This is a genomic window from Streptomyces sp. XD-27, from assembly GCF_030553055.1.
In the GTDB taxonomy this organism is placed as follows: domain Bacteria; phylum Actinomycetota; class Actinomycetes; order Streptomycetales; family Streptomycetaceae; genus Streptomyces.
Genome location: NZ_CP130713.1, coordinates 1374233 through 1392405, shown reverse-complemented (window position 1 = coordinate 1392405; position 18173 = coordinate 1374233). Strand labels below are relative to the sequence as shown.

Sequence of the window (18173 nt, the reverse complement as noted above, 5' to 3'; positions counted from 1 at the left end):
GGAAACGTTCTTGATAACGCCATGAAAGGGCGGCTTCTTAACGTCCACCGACATGTGGAACGCGAATTGAGGAGTCGGATCCATGTCTGGTGTGGCGATACGGGACCTGGGGCCGTCCGAGCCGGTCGGGGCGCGGACCGGTCTGCTGCGACGGCTCGCGGAACACGCGGCCCGCACTCCCGACGGCATCGCGGTGTCGGGGGCTCGAGCGCGCTGGAGTTACCGCGAGTTCGAACGGGAGACCGCGCGGCTCGCCGACCGGCTGCGGCACGCGGGGATCGGGGCCGGGGACACGGTCGCGATCCACGCGCGGCGCACGCCGGCCCTGGCCCTGGCGCTGGTGGCGGTCGCGCGCAGCGGCGCGGCGTTCGTGGTGTGCGACGCCGCGCACCCGGCCGGGCGGCTCCGCCTCCAGGCCGAGCAGGCCGCGGTGCGGGCCTGGATCGCCTGCGACCCGCGGGGGATCCCGGACGGGCTCGCGGACGGGCTGCCGGTACTCCTGGCGGCGGGCGCCGGAACGCCCGCCTCGGACGGCGAAACGTCCGCCGGGGGCGTCGAAACGGCCGCCGCGCGCGGCGAAACGGCCGCCCGGCGCGGTGAGTCGGCGGCCGCCCCGCTCGGTGGCGCCGCCTACGTCGCCTTCACCTCCGGTACCACCGGGCGGCCGCGCGGCGTCATCGGCGACTGGGAACCGGTCGAGCACTTCATCGAGTGGTACGTCGCCACGTACGCGCTCGACCGGACCGTGCGCGGCGCCGTGCTCTCCGGACTCGGCCACGACCCCCTGCTGCGGGATGTGTTCGTGCCGCTGTGGACCGGCGGGACGGTCGTGTTCCCCGAAGCCGACGTACGCGAGGCCCGGGCGGTCGCCCAGTGGCTCGCCGACGAGCGGATCACCCTCGTCCACCTGACGCCCGGCCTCGGCGACGCGCTCGCCGACAGCGCGCCCGAGGGCGGCTGGCCGAGCCTCCACCTGGCCGGATTCGGCGGTGAGCCGCTCACCTGGCGCACCGTCGACGCCTGGACGGGACACGCGCCGAAGGCCCGCGTCCTCAACCTCTACGGCACCACCGAGACCCCGCAGGCCGTCTCGGTGTACGCCGCCGCCGACCCCGGCCGCCCCGCCCCGGCGCGGCAGGGCTCCCGCGTGCCGCTCGGACCCGGCATCGACGGGGTCGAGCTCATGGCCGACGGCGGCGAACTGGTCGTCCGCACCGCCTACCTGGCGCGCTACGCCGACGACACCGCTCCCGAGGGCTTCGGCGACAGCTACCGCACCGGCGACCTGGTGCGCCCGCTGCCCGGCGGCGCCTGGGAGTTCGCGGGCCGCCGCGACCAGCAGACCAAGATCCGCGGCCACCGGGTGGAGCCCGCCGAGACCGAAGCCGTCCTCCTCGCCGCGCCCGGCGTCGCCCAGGCCGTCGTCACCGTGAGTGGCGAGGCCCTGGTCGCCCATGTGGTGGCCACGCCCGGTCGCGACGTACCGGCGGACGAGGCCCGGCGGTTCGCGGCCGACGACGTACGGCGGTTCGCGGCCGAGCGGCTGCCCGAGTACGCGGTGCCCGCCCGGGTCGTCGTCCACGACGCGCTGCCGCTCACCCCCAACGGCAAGGTCGACCGGGCCGCGCTCGCCGCGCCCCAGGCGGACACCACCGGCGGGCGGGCCCCGGCGAACCCGCGCGAGGAGGCCCTGTGCGCCCTGTTCGCCGAGGTGCTCGGCGTCCCCCGGGTCGGCCCGGACGACGACTTCTTCGCCCTCGGCGGCCACTCGCTCAAGGCCAACCGCCTCGTCAACAAGGTGCGCCGGCTCCTCGGCGCGGCCCTCCCGGTCGGCGCGGTCTTCGACGCGCCCACCCCCGCCCGGCTCGCCCGCGGGCTCGACGCGGCCACCGGCGGTCAGACGGTCCTGGCCCCGCGGCCCGCCCGGAGCGGCTCCCGCTGTCCAGCGCCCAGCGCAGGCTCTGGTTCCTCCAGCAACTGGACGCCGACGACACCTCGTACAACATCGCCCTCACCCTCAAGCTGACCGGCCCACTCGACCGGCGGGCGCTCGCCGCCGCGCTCGGCGACCTCACCGACCGGCACGAGGTGCTGCGCACCGTCTACCGCCAGTACGGCGGCGAACCCCGCCAGGTCGTGCTCCCCGCCGCGCGGCCCGAACTGCACACGGTGGACACCACCGAGGCCGAGCTGCCCGCCGAACTCACCCGCCAGGCCCGGCACCGCTTCGACCTGGCCGCCCAGCCGCCGCTGCGGACCGTGCTGCTGTCCACGGGGCCCGAGCGCCACGCCCTGCTCGTCCTGGTCCACCACATCGCCGCCGACGGCGCCTCCTTCGGCCCGCTCGGCCAGGACCTCTCCGCGGCCTACACCGCCCGGCTCGCCGGACACGCCCCCGACTGGGACCGGCTCCCCGTCCAGTACGCCGACTTCACCCTGTGGCAGCGCGCCGTCGAGCGCCCCGAGGACGACCTCGCCTACTGGGCGGGCCGCCTCGCCGGGCTGCCCGACGTCCTGGAGCTGCCCACCGACCGGCCGCGGCCCGCCGTGGCGTCCGGGCGCGGCGGGCAGGTGCGGTTCACCGTGGCGGCGGACCTGCACACCCGGCTCACCGACCTCGCCCGGGCCACCGGCACCACCGTGTTCATGACCGTACGGGCGGGCCTGGCCGCGCTGCTCACCCGGCTCGGCGCCGGCACCGACGTCCCCGTCGGCACCGCCACCATCGGCCGCGCCGACGACCTCCTCGACGGGCTGATCGGCTGCTTCGCCAACACGGTGTGCCTGCGCACCGACACCTCCGGCGACCCGAGCTTCCGCGAACTGCTCGGCCGGGTCCGCGCGGGCGATCTCGCCGACCTCTCCCACCAGGACCTGCCGCTCGACCGCGTCGTGGAGCACCTCAACCCGGCCCGCTCTCTCGCCTACCACCCGCTGTTCCAGACCATGCTGACCTTCCAGGGCGCCGAGCACACCCGCTTCGCGCTGCCGGGCCTGGAGGTGGCCACCGACACCGCCGACCGCCGCGCCGCCAAGGTCGACCTGTCCTTCCTCTTCGAAGAGGAAGGCGACGCCCTCGCCGGCACCCTGGAGTACGCCACCGACCTCTTCGACCACGAGACCGCCGAGCACCTCGCGGCCCGCCTGGTGCGCCTCCTCGGCGCCGCCACCGCCCGGCCCGAACTCCCCATCGGCGACCTGGAGATCCTCGACGCCGCCGAGCGCGACCGGCTCCTGGTGGACTGGAACGACACCGCGCACCCGGTCGCCGCGGCCACCCTGCCCGAGCTGTTCGAGGACCAGGTGCGGCGCACCCCGGACGCGATCGCCGCCGAGTACGCCGGAGTGGGCCTGACGTACCGGGAGCTCAACGAGCGCGCCAACCGGATCGCCCGCCGCCTCATCGGCCTGGGCGCGGGCCCCGAGACGTACGTGGCGGTCGCCCTGGAGCGCTCCCTCGACCTCGTCGCCGCGCTGCTCGGCATCGTCAAGGCGGGCGCCGCCTACCTGCCCCTGGACACCACCCACCCGGCCGACCGGATCGCCTTCGTCCTCGACGACATCCAGCCGGTCGCCGTCATCACCACCACGGCCGTGTCGGCACAGCTGCCCATGGACGCGGAGCAGGTGCTGCTGGACGCCGCCGGCACCCAGGCGGACCTGCGGGCGACGGCCGCCACCGACGTCACCGACGCCGAGCGCACCGCCCCCTCGCCCCCGCCCACCCCGCCTACGTCATCTTCACCTCCGGTTCCACCGGCCGCCCCAAGGGCGTCGTGGTCGAGCACCGGTCGCTGGGCGCCTACCTGGCCTGGGCCCGGCACGCGTACGACAGCGCCGGCGGGCGGGCCCTGGTGCACTCGCCGGTCTCCTTCGACCTCACGGTCACCGGGCTCTTCGCCCCGCTCACCGCGGGCGGCACGGTCCAGCTCGTCGAACTCGACGGCCGCGCACGGGCCCAGGCCCCTCGCACCCAGCCGGACTTCGTGAAGGCCACCCCCAGCCATCTGCCGCTCCTGATCGAGCTGGACGGCGGCTTCTCACCGGCCCGCCAGCTCGTCCTGGGCGGCGAGTCGCTGATGGGCGAGGTGCTCGACCAGTGGCGGGCCCGGCACCCCGAGGCGACCGTGATCAACGAGTACGGGCCGACCGAGACCACCGTCGGCTGCACCGAGTACCGCATCCGCCCCGGCGAGCGCGTGCCGACCGGAGTGGTCACCATCGGCCGCCCGGTCTGGAACACCAGGATGTACGTCCTGGACGCCCGGCTGCGCCCGGTCCCCGCCGGGGTGCCCGGCGAGCTGTACATCGCGGGCGACCTGGTCACCCGCGGCTACCACGGGCGCCCCGGGCTCACCGCGGCCCGCTTCGTCGCGGACCCGTTCGGGCCCCCCGGCGCCCGGATGTACCGCTCCGGCGACCTGGCGCGCTGGAACCGGGGCGGCCTGCTGGAGTTCATCAGCCGGGTGGACCACCAGGTCAAGGTGCGCGGCTTCCGCATCGAGCCGGGAGAGATCGAGGCCGTGCTCGGTGCCCACCCCGCCGTACGGCAGGCGGCCGTCGTGGTGCGCGAGGACCGGCCGGGCGACAAGCGGATCGTCGCCTACGCCGTGCCGGAGAGCCCCGCGTCGCAGAGCCCCGCCCCGGACGACCTGCGCGCCTGGGCCGCCGAGCGGCTGCCCGAGTACATGGTCCCGGCGGCCGTCGTCCTCCTCGACGCGTTCCCCGCCACCGCCAACGGGAAGCTGGACCGCGCCGCCCTGCCCGCGCCCGAGGACCGGCCCGCCGCACCCGGCGGTCCCGCGCCCCGCACGGCCCGCGAGGAGATCCTGTGCGGACTCTTCGCCGAGGTGATCGGCGCCGACGAGGTCGGCGTGGACGCCAACTTCTTCGACCTGGGCGGCCATTCGCTGCTCGCGACCCGGCTGATCGGCCGCATCCGGGTGGTCTTCGGAGCCGAGGTCTCCCTCCGTACGCTCTTCGAGGCGCCCACGGTGCGCGAGATGGCGGCCCGCATCGACACCGCCGAACGCGCCCGTACCCCGCTGCTGCCGCAGCCGCGCCCCGAGCGCCTCCCGCTCTCCCCCGCACAGCGCCGCCTGTGGTTCCTGGGCCGGCTGGAGGGCCCGAGCGCGACCTACAACGTGCCGCTGGTGCTGCGCCTCGACGGCTCACTGGACGCGGCGGCGCTGCGCGCTGCCCTCGGCGACGTCGTGGCCCGCCACGAGAGCCTGCGCACGCTGCTCCCCGAGGACGGGGGAGTGCCCCGGCAGGAGATCCTGCCCGCCGGCCGCGCGGGCGTGGCGCTCCCCGTCGAGGAGGGCACCCCCGAGGAGCTGGACGCGGCGCTCGCCCGGGCGGCCCGGCACGCCTTCGCGCTGGACGCCGAACTCCCCCTCCGCGCGACCCTCTTCCGGTACGGGACGCGGCGGCACGCCCTGCTGCTCCTGATCCACCACACCGCCGCGGACGGCTGGTCGACGGGACCGCTGCTGCGGGACCTGTCGCAGGCGTACGCGGCCCGCCTCGACGGGCACCCCCCGCGGTGGGACGCACTCGACGTGCAGTACGCCGACTACGCGCTGTGGCAGCAGGAGGCGCTGGGGTCCGAGGACGACCCGGACAGCCCGCTCTCCCGCCAGATCGCCTACTGGACCCACCAGTTGGCGGGCATGCCGGAGCTGATCGAGCTGCCGCTGGACCGGCCCCGCCCGGCCGCCGCCTCCCATCGCGGCGAACTGGTGCCCTTCCACGTCGGAGCCGACACGCACCGCGCGCTCACGTCCCTGGCCCGTACCACCGGCACCACCGTGTTCATGGTGTTCCACGCGGCCCTCGCGGCGCTGCTCACCCGCCTCGGCGCGGGCACCGACGTGCCGGTGGGCACGGCGGTCGCCGGGCGCTCGGACCAGGCTCTCGACGAGCTCGTCGGGTTCTTCGTGAACACGCTGGTGCTGCGTACGGACACCTCCGGCGACCCGTCCTTCCGCGAACTCCTCGAACGCGTCCGGGAGGTCGACCTCGCGGCCTTCGCGCACCAGGACGTGCCGTTCGAGCGTCTCGTCGAGGTCGTCAACCCGGTCCGCTCCCTCGCCCACCACCCCCTGTTCCAGGTGATGCTCGTCCAGCAGGAGGACGCGGAAGGGCAGCTGGCGCTGCCGGGCGCCACCGGCCGGGTCGAGGACCTGAACGCGGGCGTCGCCAAGTTCGACCTGATCCTCAGCATCCAGGAGGACAGCGGCACCGGCGGCATCGGCGGGAACCTCGGCTTCGCCACCGACCTCTTCGACCGCCCCACCGCCGCCGCCCTCGGCGACCGCCTGGTACGGATCCTGGAGACGGCCGCGGCCGACCCGGACCAGCGCGTGAGCGACCTCCGCGTCGTCACCGAGGAGGAGCGCCGCACCCTGCTGCACGCCTGGAACGACACCGCGCGGGACATCCCGGCGGGCTCCCTGCCCCGGCTCTTCGCCGCGCAGGCCGCCCGGACCCCCCACGCGACCGCCCTGCGGCTCGGCCCGGACACCCTCACGTACGCCGAACTCGACCGCCGCGCCAACCGGTTCGCCCATCGGCTCATCGCCGAGGGCGTGGGCCCCGAATCCCGGGTGGCGCTCTTCCTGGAGCGCTCCTTCGACGCGGTCGTCGCGATGATCGGGATCCTCAAGGCCGGCGGCATGTACGTGCCCCTCGACGTGCGCTACCCGGCCTCCAGGCTCCGCGTCATCCTCGACCAGGCCGCCAGCACGCTGGTCGTCACCGACCGCACCGACCTCGAACTGCCCGCAGACGTACGCGTATTGGCCCCGTCGGCCGACGGGCAGCCCGACCACGACCCGGCCGTGCCGGTCCACCCCGGGCAGCTCGCCTACGCGATGTTCACCTCCGGATCCACCGGCACCCCCAAGGGAGTCGCGGTCGCCCACGCGAACATCGTGGCGCTCGCCGCCGAGGGCTCCTTCCACGGCGGCGCCCACCAGCGCGTCCTGCTGCACTCGCCGCTCGCCTTCGACGCGTCGACGTACGAGCTGTGGGCGCCGCTGCTCGCGGGCGGGGAGGTCGTCATCGCGCCGCCGGGCGAGGTGGACGTCGACGCCCTGAAGAGGCTGCTGACCGGCGAGACCGGAGAGCCGCTGACGGCGGCCTTCTTCACCACCGCGCTGTTCAACCTGCTCGCCGAGGAGGAGGGCGACCCGCTCGCCGGGCTGCGCGAGGTGTGGACCGGAGGCGAGGCCGGCTCGGTCACGGCCATGCGCCGCGCCGTCGACCGGTGCTCCGGCACCCAGGTCGTGCACGTGTACGGGCCCACCGAGTCCACCACGTTCGCCACCCGGCACCTGGTCCGCCGGCCCTACGACTACCGGGCCACCCCGCCCATCGGCGGCCCCATGGACAACACCACCGCCCACGTCCTCGACGATCGGCTGCGGCCGGTGCCGGTGGGGGTGCCGGGCGAGCTGTACATCGGTGGCGCTGGGTTGGCGCGCGGTTATCTGGGGCGTGCGGCGCTGACGGCGGGCCGGTTCGTGGCCAGTCCGTACGGGCCGCCGGGGGCGCGGATGTACCGCACGGGCGACGTCGTGCGGTGGCGAGCCGACGGCCAGTTGGAGTTCGTCGGCCGGGCCGACCACCAGGTGAAGGTGCGGGGTTTCCGTATCGAGCTGGGGGAGATCGAGTCGGTGCTCGCGGCGCTGCCGGGCGTGGTGCAGGTGACGGTCGTGGTGCGGGAGGACCGGCCTGGTGACAAGCGGATCGTGGCCTATGTGGTCGGCGACGCGGAGTCGGACGCGTTGCGTGCCGGGTCGGTGGAGCGGCTGCCGGAGTACATGGTGCCGTCCGCCTTCGTACGGCTCGACGCGCTGCCGCTGACGCCCAACGGCAAGCTCGACCACAAGGCGCTGCCCGCCCCGGAGTACGGGACTGCGGGCCCCGGCCGGGCCCCGCGCACCGCGCAGGAGGAGATCCTGTGCGGCCTGTTCGCCGAGGTCCTGGGGCTTGAGCAGGTCGACCCGGAGGCCAACTTCTTCCAGGTCGGCGGCCATTCGCTGCTCGCCACCCGCCTGATCAGCCGCATCCGCTCGGTCTTCGACGCCGAGGTCACCATTCGCACCCTGTTCGAGAACCCGACGGTGGAGACCCTCGTGGGCCGCCTCGCGGGTGCCGAGAAAGCCCGGCCCAAGCTGCGGCCGATGAAGAGGTCTAAGGAGACGTCATGATTCCGCTCTCTTACGCACAGCGGCGGCTGTGGTTCCTGTACCGCCTGGAGGGCCCGAGTGCGACGTACAACGTGCCGCTGGCGCTGCGTCTCGACGGGCCTCTGGACGCCGAGGCGATGAGCGCGGCAGTCGTCGACGTGGTGGCGCGGCACGAGAGCCTGCGGACGGTCTTCCCGGCCGTCGACGGGGTGCCCCGACAGGACATCCGGCCCGCCGAGCGGGTCACCGGGCTGCTGAACACCGTGGCGGTCGCGGCCGCCGACCTGGAGGCCGCTCTGGAGGAAGCCGCCCGGTACGCCTTCGCGCTGGAGACCGAACTCCCCTTCCGGGCGACCCTGTTCCGGGTCGACGGGGAGCGGGACGTGCTGCTGCTCGTTCTGCACCACATCGTGGCGGACGGCTGGTCGGCGGGTCCGATGCTGCGGGACCTGTCGCAGGCCTATGCGGCCCGTCTCGGCGGGTGCGCCCCAGGGTGGGACGCACTCGATGTGCAGTACGCGGACTACGCGCTGTGGGAGCGGGAGGTGCTGGGTTCGGAGGACGACCCGGACAGCCTGCTCTCCCGGCAGGTCGCCTACTGGCGGGAGCAGCTGGCGGGTGTGCCGGAGCTGGTCGAGTTGCCGCTGGATCGGCCGCGTCCGGCGGTGGCGTCCCACGCCGGTGACGAGATCGACTTCTTGATCCCTGCCGGTGTGCATCGGTCGCTGTCGGGGCTTGCTGCGGAGTCCGGGTCGACGATGTTCATGGTGTTGCACGCGGCGTTGGCGGCGTTGTTGACGCGGCATGGTGCGGGGACGGATGTGCCGGTGGGGACGGTGGTCGCCGGGCGTTCGGATGAGGCTCTGGAGGATCTGGTCGGGTTCTTCGTGAACACGCTGGTGCTGCGTACGGACACCTCGGGTGATCCGTCGTTCCGTGAACTCCTCGAACGTGTCCGGGAGGTCGACCTCGCGGCCTTCGCGCACCAGGACGTGCCGTTCGAGCGTCTCGTCGAGGTCGTCAACCCGGTCCGGTCCCTCGCCCACCACCCGCTGTTCCAGGTCATGCTTGTCCTGCAGAACAACGCCGAAGGGCAGCTGGCGCTGCCGGGCGTCACCGGCCGGGTCGAGGACCTCGCCGTCGGCACGGCCAAGTTCGACCTCACCTTCACCCTCCACGAGCGGCACACCGCCGACGGCACCCCCGACGGACTGGCCGGATCGCTCACCTACGCCACGGATGTGTTCGACCGGGGTTCGGTCGAGGTGTTGGTGGGGCGTCTGGTGCGGTTGCTGGAGTCGGTGGCGGGTGATCCCGGGCGTCCGGTGGGTGAGTGGGATGTGCTGGCTCCGGGGGAGCGGGCGCGGCTGCTGGAGGAGTGGAACGACACCGGCTGTGAGGTTCCGGCCGGGTCGCTGGTGGAGTTGTTCGAGGAGCGGGTGCGGTGTGCTCCGGGTGCGGTGGCGGTGGAGTTCGGTGAGCTGGCGCTGTCGTATGGGGAGGTGAACGCGCGGGCGAACCGGCTCGCCCGCTGTCTGGTGGGTGTCGGGGTCGGTCCCGAGCGGCGGGTGGCGGTGGCGTTGCCGCGGTCGGTGGATTGGCTGGTGGCGGTGCTGGCGGTGATGAAGGCGGGTGGTGCGTATGTGCCGGTGGATCCGGACTATCCGCGGGACCGGATCGGGTACATGCTGGCGGACGCGGAACCCGTCTGCACGCTGGCGACGGCGGCGACTGCCGGGGTGCTGCCGGAGGGCGTGAGCCCGATCCTGGTGGAGGGCCTGGAGCTGGGTGGGTTCGATGCGGCGGATCTGTCGGATGCCGAGCGCCTCGCGCCGCTGCTGGTGGGCTCTCCGGCGTACGTGATCTACACCTCCGGATCGACCGGGCGCCCCAAGGGCGTCGTCGTCACCCACGCCGGCATCGCCGACTTCGCGTACTCACAGATCCGCTCCTGTGACGTCACCGAGGACAGCCGGGTGCTGAAGTTCGCCTCGCCGAGCTTCGACGCCACCGTGTGGGAACTGGTCCTGGCGCTGCTTTCGGGGGCGCGGCTGGTGCTGGCGCCGGCGGAGGAGCTGCTGCCGGGCGAGCCGCTGGCCGGGGTGCTCGCCCGGCACGGGGTGACGCACGCGCTGCTGCCCCCGGCGGCCCTCGCGGTGCTGCCGGACGACGGGCTCCCGGACGGGATGACGCTGGTCGTGGGCGGCGAGGCGTGCCCGCCGGCGATGGTGGGCAAGTGGTCGCGAGGCCGCCGCATGATCAACGCGTACGGCCCGACCGAGGCCACCGTGGTCGCCACCATGAGCGGCCCGCTGTCCGGGGCCGTCACGCCACCCATCGGCACCCCGCTCCCCAACTCCAGTGCGTACGTGCTGGATTCGGGGCTGCGGCCGGTGCCGGTGGGGTGCCGGGTGAGTTGTACGTGGCGGGTCCCGGGTTGGCGCGCGGGTATCTGGGGCGTGCGGCGCTGACGGCGGGCCGGTTCGTGGCCAGTCCGTACGGGCCGCCGGGGACGCGGATGTACCGCACGGGCGACGTCGTGCGGTGGCGAGCCGACGGCCAGTTGGAGTTCGTCGGCCGGGCCGATCACCAGGTGAAGGTACGCGGATTCCGCATCGAGCTGGGTGAGATCGAGTCGGTGCTCGCGGCGCTGCCAGGAGTGGCGCAGGCGGTGGCCGTGGTGCGGGAGGACCGGCCTGGTGACAAGCGGATCGTGGCCTACGTGGTCGGCGACGCCGAGTCGGACGCGTTGCGTGCCGGGTCGGTGGAGCGGCTGCCGGAGTACATGGTGCCGTCCGCCTTCGTACGGCTCGAGGCGCTGCCGTTGACGCCCAACGGGAAGTTGGACCACAAGGCGCTGCCTGCCCCGGAGTACGGGACTGCGGGCCCCGGCCGGGCCCCGCGCACCGCGCAGGAGGAGATCCTGTGCGGTCTCTTCGCCGAGGTCCTCGGCCTCGAACACGTCGACCCGGAGGCCGACTTCTTCCAGCTCGGCGGCCATTCGCTGCTCGCCACCCGCCTGATCAGCCGCATCCGCTCGACCTTCGGTGTGGAACTGATGGTCCGCGCCCTCTTCGAGGCGCCCTCGGCGGCGTCGCTGGCCCGGCGCCTGGACGGCGCCGACCGCGCCCGCTCGGCACCCACGGCGCGGCCGCGGCCGGAGGAGGTACCACTGTCCTTCGCGCAGCGGCGGCTGTGGGTGCTCGACCAGGTCGAGGGCGGCGGAGTGACGTACAACGTGCCGCTGGCGCTGCGTCTCGACGGGCCTCTGGACGCCGAGGCGATGAGCGCGGCAGTCGTCGACGTGGTGGCGCGGCACGAGAGCCTGCGGACGGTCTTCCCGGCCGTCGACGGGGTGCCCCGGCAGGACATCCGGCCCGCGGACCAGGCGGTTCCCGCGCTCGACGTCGTCGAGACCGCACCGGACGGCCTGGACGCGACCCTGGACGAGGCAGCCCGCCACGCTTTCGCGCTGGGCTCCGAGCTGCCCTTCCGGGCGACCCTGTTCCGGGCGGGCGCCGAACGGCACGTACTGCTGCTGGTCCTGCACCACATCGTGGCGGACGGCTGGTCGGCGGGTCCGCTGCTGCGGGACCTGTCGCAGGCCTATGCGGCCCGTGCCGAGGGCCGGGCCCCGCAGTGGGACGAGCTGCGCGTCCAGTACGCGGACTACGCGCTGTGGCAGCGGGAGAGCCTCGGCTCGGAAGACAGCCGCGACAGCGTGATCTCGCAACAGCTGGCCTACTGGAAGGACCAGCTGGCGGGTGTGCCGGAGCTGGTCGAGTTGCCGCTGGACCGGCCGCGTCCGGCTGTCGCCACCCACACCGGTGAGGACATCGATTTCTTGATCCCTGCCGGTGTGCATTCGTCGCTTTCGGCGCTTGCGGCGGAGGCGGGGTCGACGATGTTCATGGTGTTGCACGCGGCGTTGGCGGCGTTGTTGACGCGGCATGGTGCGGGGACGGATGTGCCGGTGGGGACGGTGGTCGCCGGGCGTTCGGATGAGGCTTTGGAGGATCTGGTCGGGTTCTTCGTGAACACGCTGGTGCTGCGTACGGACACCTCGGGCGATCCGACCTTCCGTGAACTCCTTGAACGTGTCCGGGAGGTGGACCTGGCGGCGTTCGCGCATCAGGATGTGCCGTTCGAGCGTCTGGTGGAGGTCGTCAACCCGGTCCGGTCCCTCGCCCACCACCCGCTGTTCCAGGTCATGCTCACCCTCCAGTCGCAGGAACCCGCCACCCTTCGGCTGCCCGGGTTGCGCACCGAGGTGTCCGGGCTCGACGTCGGGGCCGCCAAGTTCGACCTCGCGTTCAGCCTCAGCGAACAGCGGGGCGAGTCGGGTGACCTCGCCGGCATCAGCGGCAGCGTCGTGTACGCCACGGATGTGTTCGACCGGGGTTCGGTCGAGGTGTTGGTGGGGCGTTTGGTGCGGTTGCTGGAGTCGGTGGCGGGTGATCCCGGGCGTCCGGTGGGTGAGTGGGATGTGCTGGCTCCGGGGAGCGGGCGCGGCTGCTGGAGGAGTGGAACGACACCGGCTGTGAGGTTCCGGCCGGGTCGCTGGTGGAGTTGTTCGAGGAGCGGGTGCGGTGTGTGCCGGACGCGGTGGCGGTGGAGTTCGGTGAGCTGGCGCTGTCGTATGGGGAGGTGAACGCGCGGGCGAACCGGCTCGCCCGGTATCTGGTGGGCGTCGGGGTCGGTCCCGAGCGGCGGGTGGCGGTGGCGTTGCCGCGGTCGGTGGATTGGCTGGTGGCGGTGCTGGCGGTGATGAAGGCGGGTGGTGCGTATGTGCCGGTGGATCCGGACTATCCGCGGGACCGGATCGGGTACATGCTGGCGGACGCGGAACCCGTCTGCACGCTGGCGACGGCGGAGACCGCCGGGGTGCTGCCGGAGGGCGTGACCCCGATCCTGGTGGAGGGCCTGGAGCTTGGCGGGTTCGACGCGGCGGATCTGGCGGATGCCGAGCGTGTCGCGCCGCTGCTGGTGGGCTCTCCGGCGTACGTGATCTACACCTCCGGATCGACCGGGCGCCCCAAGGGCGTCGTCGTCACCCACGCCGGCATCGCCGGCCTGGCCACCGGTCAGATCGAACGTTTCGGGGTCGCGGCCGACAGCCGGGTGCTCCAGTTCGCCTCGCCCAGCTTCGACGCGGCGGTCTCCGAGGCCTGCATGGCCCTGCTCTCGGGGGCGCGGCTGGTGCTGGCGCCGGCGGAGGAGCTGCTGCCGGGCGAGCCGCTGGCCGGGGTGCTCGCCCGGCACGGGGTCACGCACGCGACGCTGCCCCCGGCGGCCCTCGCGGTGCTCCCGGACGGTGCGCTGCCCGACGGCATGACGCTGGTCGTGGCGGGCGAGGCGTGCCCGCCGGCGATGGTGGGCAAGTGGTCCCGGGGCCGTCGCATGATCAACGCGTACGGCCCGACCGAGACCACCGTCTGCGCCACCATGAGCGCCCCGCTGTCCGGCGCCGTCACCCCGCCCATCGGCACCCCGATCGTCAACGCCCGTGTCTGGGTCCTCGACGATCGGCTGCGGCCGGTGCCGGTCGGGGTGCCGGGTGAGCTGTACGTGACGGGCCCCGGGCTGGCGCGCGGGTATCTGGGGCGTGCGGCGCTGACGGCGGGCCGGTTCGTGGCCAGTCCGTACGGGCCGCCGGGGGCGCGGATGTATCGCACGGGCGACGTGGTGCGGTGGCGCGCCGACGGTCAGTTGGAGTTCGTCGGCCGGGCCGACCACCAGGTGAAGGTGCGGGGTTTCCGTATCGAGCTGGGGGAGATCGAGTCGGTGCTCGCGGCGCTGCCAGGAGTGGCGCAGGCGGTGGCCGTGGTGCGCGAGGACCGGCCCGGCGACAAGCGGATCGTGGCCTACGTGGTCGGCGAGGCGGCGGTGGATGCGTTGCGGGCGGCGGCGGTGGAGCGGCTGCCGGAGTACATGGTGCCGTCCGCCTTCGTACGGCTCGACACGCTGCCGTTGACGCCCAACGGGAAGTTGGACCACAAGGCGCTGCCCGCCCCGGAGTACGGGCCTGCGGGCCCCGGCCGGGCCCCGCGCACCGCGCAGGAGGAGATCCTGTGCGGTCTCTTCGCCGAGGTCCTCGGCCTCGAACACGTCGACCCCGACGTCGACTTCTTCCAGCTCGGCGGGGACAGCATCCTCGCCATCCAGCTGGTCAGCCGCGCCCGCCGCGCGGGCCTGGTGTTCTCCGCCCGCGACGTGTTCGGGCACCAGTCGGCCGCCAAGCTGGCCACGGTCGCCCAGGCCGCGCCCCAGGCCGGTGCCGACACCGCCGCGGACGACGGCGTCGGCGAGGTCGTCGCCACGCCGATCATGCACTGGCTGCATGAGCTCGGCGGCGCCTGGACCGGGTTCAACCAGTCGATGACCGTCCAGGTGCCCGCGGGCGCCGACGGGCAGCGGCTCGCCGAGGTCCTCCAGGCCCTGCTCGACCGGCACGACGCCCTGCGTCTGCGGGCCGGGCGGGACGGCGGCGGCTGGCGCCTCGACGTGCGGGAGGCCGGCGAGGTAAGCGCGGCGGACCTGCTGCGCCGCGTCGACGCCGGCGCGTTCGACGGCCGGTCCGGCGCCACCGAACACGACCGCCAGGTCGACGCGCACGGGCCCGACGGCCCGGACCTGGCCGACCTGATGGCGGCCGAAGGAGAGGCCGCCCGGCTGCTGCTCGACCCCGAGCGGGGCGCGGTGATCCGCTTCGTCTGGTTCGACCGGGGCGCGGACCGCCCCGGCCTGCTGCTGATCCTCGCCCACCACCTGGTGGTGGACGGAGTGTCCTGGCGGATCCTGCTGGCCGACCTGGCGGCGGCCTGGCGCGGCGAGGAACTCGCCCCGGTGCCGGTCTCCTTCCGGCGCTGGGCCCGGACGCTGGCTGGCACGGCCGCCGGGCGGCGCGGTGAACTCCCACTCTGGCAGGACGTCATGGCCACCCCGGACCCGCTGCTCGGCACCCGGCCCCTCGACCCGGCACGGGACACCGCGGTCACCGCCCGCTCGGTCTCCCTGACCCTGCCCGCCGAGGTCACCGGCCCGCTGCTCACCACCGTCCCGGCGGCCGTGCACGGCGGGGTGAACGACGTCCTGCTCACCGGCCTCGGTATCGCCGTACGCGACCACCGCCGGGCGCGGGGCGTGGACGCGCCGGCGCTCCTGGTGGACCTGGAGGGGCACGGCCGCGAGGAGATCGCGGAAGGCGTCGACCTCTCCCGCACCGTCGGCTGGTTCACGTCGCTCTACCCGGTGCGGGTCGAACCGGGCGACGCACCCCCCGCCGGCGCGCTGAAGCGGGTCAAGGAGCAACTGCACGCCCTGCCCGACCACGGCATCGGCCACGGCATGCTCCGCCACCTCGACGCGGACGCGGCGGCCGCCCTGTCCGGACGGCCCGCACCGCAGATCGGCTTCAACTACCTGGGCCGGTTCCCCGCGGCCGCGCCCGCCGGCGGGGCCGGGGACACCGCCGGGGCCGGGGACTGGGCACCCGTGTCCGGGCTGCCCTCGCCGTCCCCCCGCGACCCGGACATGCCGGTCGCCCACGCACTGGAGATCAACGCCGTCACCCGGGACCTGCCCGGCGGGCCCGAACTGACGGCCACCTGGACCTGGCCGCACGAGCTGTTCGACGAGGCCGAGGTGCGCGCCCTGGCCACTGGCTGGTTCGACGCCCTGCGCGCTCTCGCCGACAGCGCGCGGGACCCCGACGCGGGTGGATTCACCCCGTCCGACCTGGCCCTGGTGAGCCTGAGCCAGGACGAAATCGACGACCTGGAAGCAGAATTGAGGGACATCGCATGAAGACATCGGGCCTCGAGGACGTCCTGCCGCTCTCGCCGCTGCAGGAGGGCCTCCTCTTCCACGCCCTGGCCGAGGAGCCGGAGACCGACTCCGCCGGCGCCGACATCTACACCACCCAGCTGGTCCTCGACCTGACGGGACCGCTGGACGCGCCACGCCTGCGCGCCGCCGCCGCGGCCCTGCTGCGCCGCCACGCCAACCTGCGGGCCGGCTTCCGCCAGCGGGCCAACGGCCAGCCGATCCAGGTGGTGCACCGGGAGGTCCCGCTGCCCTGGCAGGAGACCGACCTCACCCGCCTCCCGGCCGGCGAGCGCGACGACGTCCTGCGGGCGATCCTCGCCGACGAGCGGGCGCACCGCTTCGACCTGGCGGCCCCGCCGGCGCTGCGCTTCCGGCTCGTCCGCCGCGAGGAGCGGCTCCACTCCCTCGTCCTGACCAACCACCACATCCTGTGGGACGGCTGGTCGGCGCCGGTACTCCAGCGCGAGCTGCTCACCCTGTACGCCGGCCACGGCGACCCGGCCGCGCTGCCGCCCGTCAGCCCCTACCGCACCTACCTCGCCTGGCTCGCCCGCCAGGACCGCGCCGCCTCCGAGGAGGCATGGCGGCGGGCGCTCGACGGACTCGCCGAGCCGACCCTCGTCGCCCCCGGCCCGGAGCGGAAGCCGGTCCAGCCGGAGTACCGCACCGTCGAGCTGCCCGAGGAGCTCACCGCCCGGCTCGTCGCCGGCGCGCGGGCCGACGGGCTGACCCTGAACACCCTCCTGCAGGGCGTATGGGCCATGGTGCTCCGCGAGCTGACGGGACGTACGGACGTGGTGTTCGGGTCGGTGGTGTCCGGGCGGCCGCCGGAGATCTCCGGCATCGAGACCATGGTGGGACTGTTCATCAACACCGTCCCGGTCCGCGTCCGGCTCGACCCCGACCTCCCGCTCACCGAGGCACTCGGCCGGCTCCAGGACGAGCAGGCGCTGCTCCTGGACCACCAGCAGCTGCGCCTCGGCGACGTGCAGCGCATCGCCGGCGCCGGGGACCTGTTCGACACCGTGCTGACCGTCGAGAACTACCCGGGTGGCGAGGCCGCCCCGCCGTCCTACGACGGAATACGGGTCGCGCAGGTGTCCGGCCAGGACGCCGCGCACTACCCGCTGCGGCTGATCGCCGGCCTGGTGGGCGGACGGCTCCTGGTGCGACTGGAGTACCGGCCCGACCTCTACGAGCCGGCCGCGGCCGAGGCCGTGCTCGACCACGTGGTGCGGCTCGTCGAGGCCGTCGCCGACCGGTCCGGGCTCACCGTCTCCCAACTGCCCCGGCTCTCCGACGACGCACGGGCACTGCTGCCCGGCCGCGCCGCGCCCGCCCCGAGGACACACCCGCCGACGCCCCGGCCGCGCCGCGGCGGGCCGGCGGGGCAGCGGGCCCCACCCCGCAGCAGGAGATCCTGTGCGGCCTGTTCGCCGAGGTCCTCGGGCACCGGGACTTCGCCGCCGACGACAACTTCTTCGACCGGGGCGGGCATTCGCTCTCCGCGCTGAAACTGCTCGGCCGGGTCCGCGCCGTCTTCAGCGCCTCGCTCCCCGTACGCGTCCTGTTCGAGGCACCCACCCCGGCCCTGCTCGCCGACCGCATCCGGCAGGCCGCCGGCGAACCGGCCCGCTCCGAACCGGTCGCGGGCCCGCGGCCCGAGCGGATCCCGCTCTCCTTCGCCCAGCAGCGGCTGTGGTTCCTGCACCGCGTGGAAGGCCCCGGCGCCGCCTACAACGTGCCGATGCCGCTGCGGCTCACCGGCGACCTCGACCTGCCCGCGCTCACCGCCGCCCTCGGCGACCTGGCCGAGCGCCACGAGAGCCTGCGGACCGTCTTCCCCGACGACGCGGGCGTCCCCCACCAGCTCGTCCTCGACGGGGCGAAGCCGCCGGTCGAGGTCGTCGAGACCACCGCCGAGGACGCCGCCGACGTGCTCACCGAGGCCGCCCGGTACGCCTTCGACCTCACCACGGAGATCCCGCTGCGCGCCACCGTGCTGCGCCTGTCGGAGCGCGAGCACATCCTGCTGCTGCTCGTCCACCACATCGCGGCGGACGGCGGCTCGGTCGCCCCGCTCCTCGGGGACCTCGCCGCGGCCTACACCGCCCGGCACGCGGGACGGCGCCCGCATGGCGGCCGCTGCCC

The 18173-nt window shown here is 74.2% G+C and carries 6 protein-coding genes and 2 pseudogenes; all 8 read left to right on the top strand.

Features of this window, described 5'->3' with window-relative positions:
* Nucleotides 1–82 precede the first annotated feature (82 nt).
* Nucleotides 83–2026: a non-ribosomal peptide synthetase gene (locus tag Q3Y56_RS05915; RefSeq protein ID WP_304460900.1), complete on the top strand. Its 1944-nt coding sequence runs from the start codon at nucleotides 83–85 to the stop codon at nucleotides 2024–2026.
* A pseudogene (locus Q3Y56_RS05910) lies at nucleotides 1939–4851 on the top strand (amino acid adenylation domain-containing protein); the annotation flags it as partial. The gene Q3Y56_RS05915 and the pseudogene Q3Y56_RS05910, both read left to right, overlap by 88 nt.
* A gap of 23 nt (nucleotides 4852–4874) precedes the next feature.
* Nucleotides 4875–8216, top strand: coding sequence for an amino acid adenylation domain-containing protein (locus Q3Y56_RS05905; protein WP_304465486.1), 3342 nt, complete (start codon nucleotides 4875–4877; stop codon nucleotides 8214–8216).
* The gene (locus Q3Y56_RS05900; protein ID WP_304460899.1) at nucleotides 8213–10666 is read left to right on the top strand and encodes a condensation domain-containing protein; all 2454 of its coding nucleotides are present in this window, start codon (nucleotides 8213–8215) and stop codon (nucleotides 10664–10666) included. The genes Q3Y56_RS05905 and Q3Y56_RS05900 overlap by 4 nt, the downstream gene beginning before the upstream one ends.
* The gene (locus Q3Y56_RS05895) at nucleotides 10618–12846 is read left to right on the top strand and encodes a condensation domain-containing protein (RefSeq protein WP_304460898.1); all 2229 of its coding nucleotides are present in this window, start codon (nucleotides 10618–10620) and stop codon (nucleotides 12844–12846) included. The genes Q3Y56_RS05900 and Q3Y56_RS05895 overlap by 49 nt, the downstream gene beginning before the upstream one ends.
* Nucleotides 12759–16001 (top strand): amino acid adenylation domain-containing protein, encoded by a 3243-nt coding sequence (locus tag Q3Y56_RS05890; RefSeq protein WP_369696847.1) that lies wholly within the window; start codon nucleotides 12759–12761, stop codon nucleotides 15999–16001. Before Q3Y56_RS05895 ends, Q3Y56_RS05890 begins: the two co-directional genes overlap by 88 nt.
* On the top strand, nucleotides 15998–17536 hold the full coding sequence (locus tag Q3Y56_RS05885) for a condensation domain-containing protein (protein WP_304460897.1): 1539 nt from the start codon (nucleotides 15998–16000) through the stop codon (nucleotides 17534–17536). Before Q3Y56_RS05890 ends, Q3Y56_RS05885 begins: the two co-directional genes overlap by 4 nt.
* Nucleotides 17440–18096, top strand: a pseudogene (locus Q3Y56_RS05880) (condensation domain-containing protein); the annotation flags it as partial. The gene Q3Y56_RS05885 and the pseudogene Q3Y56_RS05880, both read left to right, overlap by 97 nt.
* Between the last annotated feature and the right edge of the window lie 77 nt (nucleotides 18097–18173).

Coding starts and splice junctions, on each gene's coding strand:
- Q3Y56_RS05915 (WP_304460900.1), top strand. CDS start 83: ATGTCTGGTGTGGCGATACGGGACCTGGGGCCGTCCGAGCCGGTCGGG.
- Q3Y56_RS05900 (WP_304460899.1), top strand. CDS start 8,213: ATGATTCCGCTCTCTTACGCACAGCGGCGGCTGTGGTTCCTGTACCGC.
- Q3Y56_RS05885 (WP_304460897.1), top strand. CDS start 15,998: ATGAAGACATCGGGCCTCGAGGACGTCCTGCCGCTCTCGCCGCTGCAG.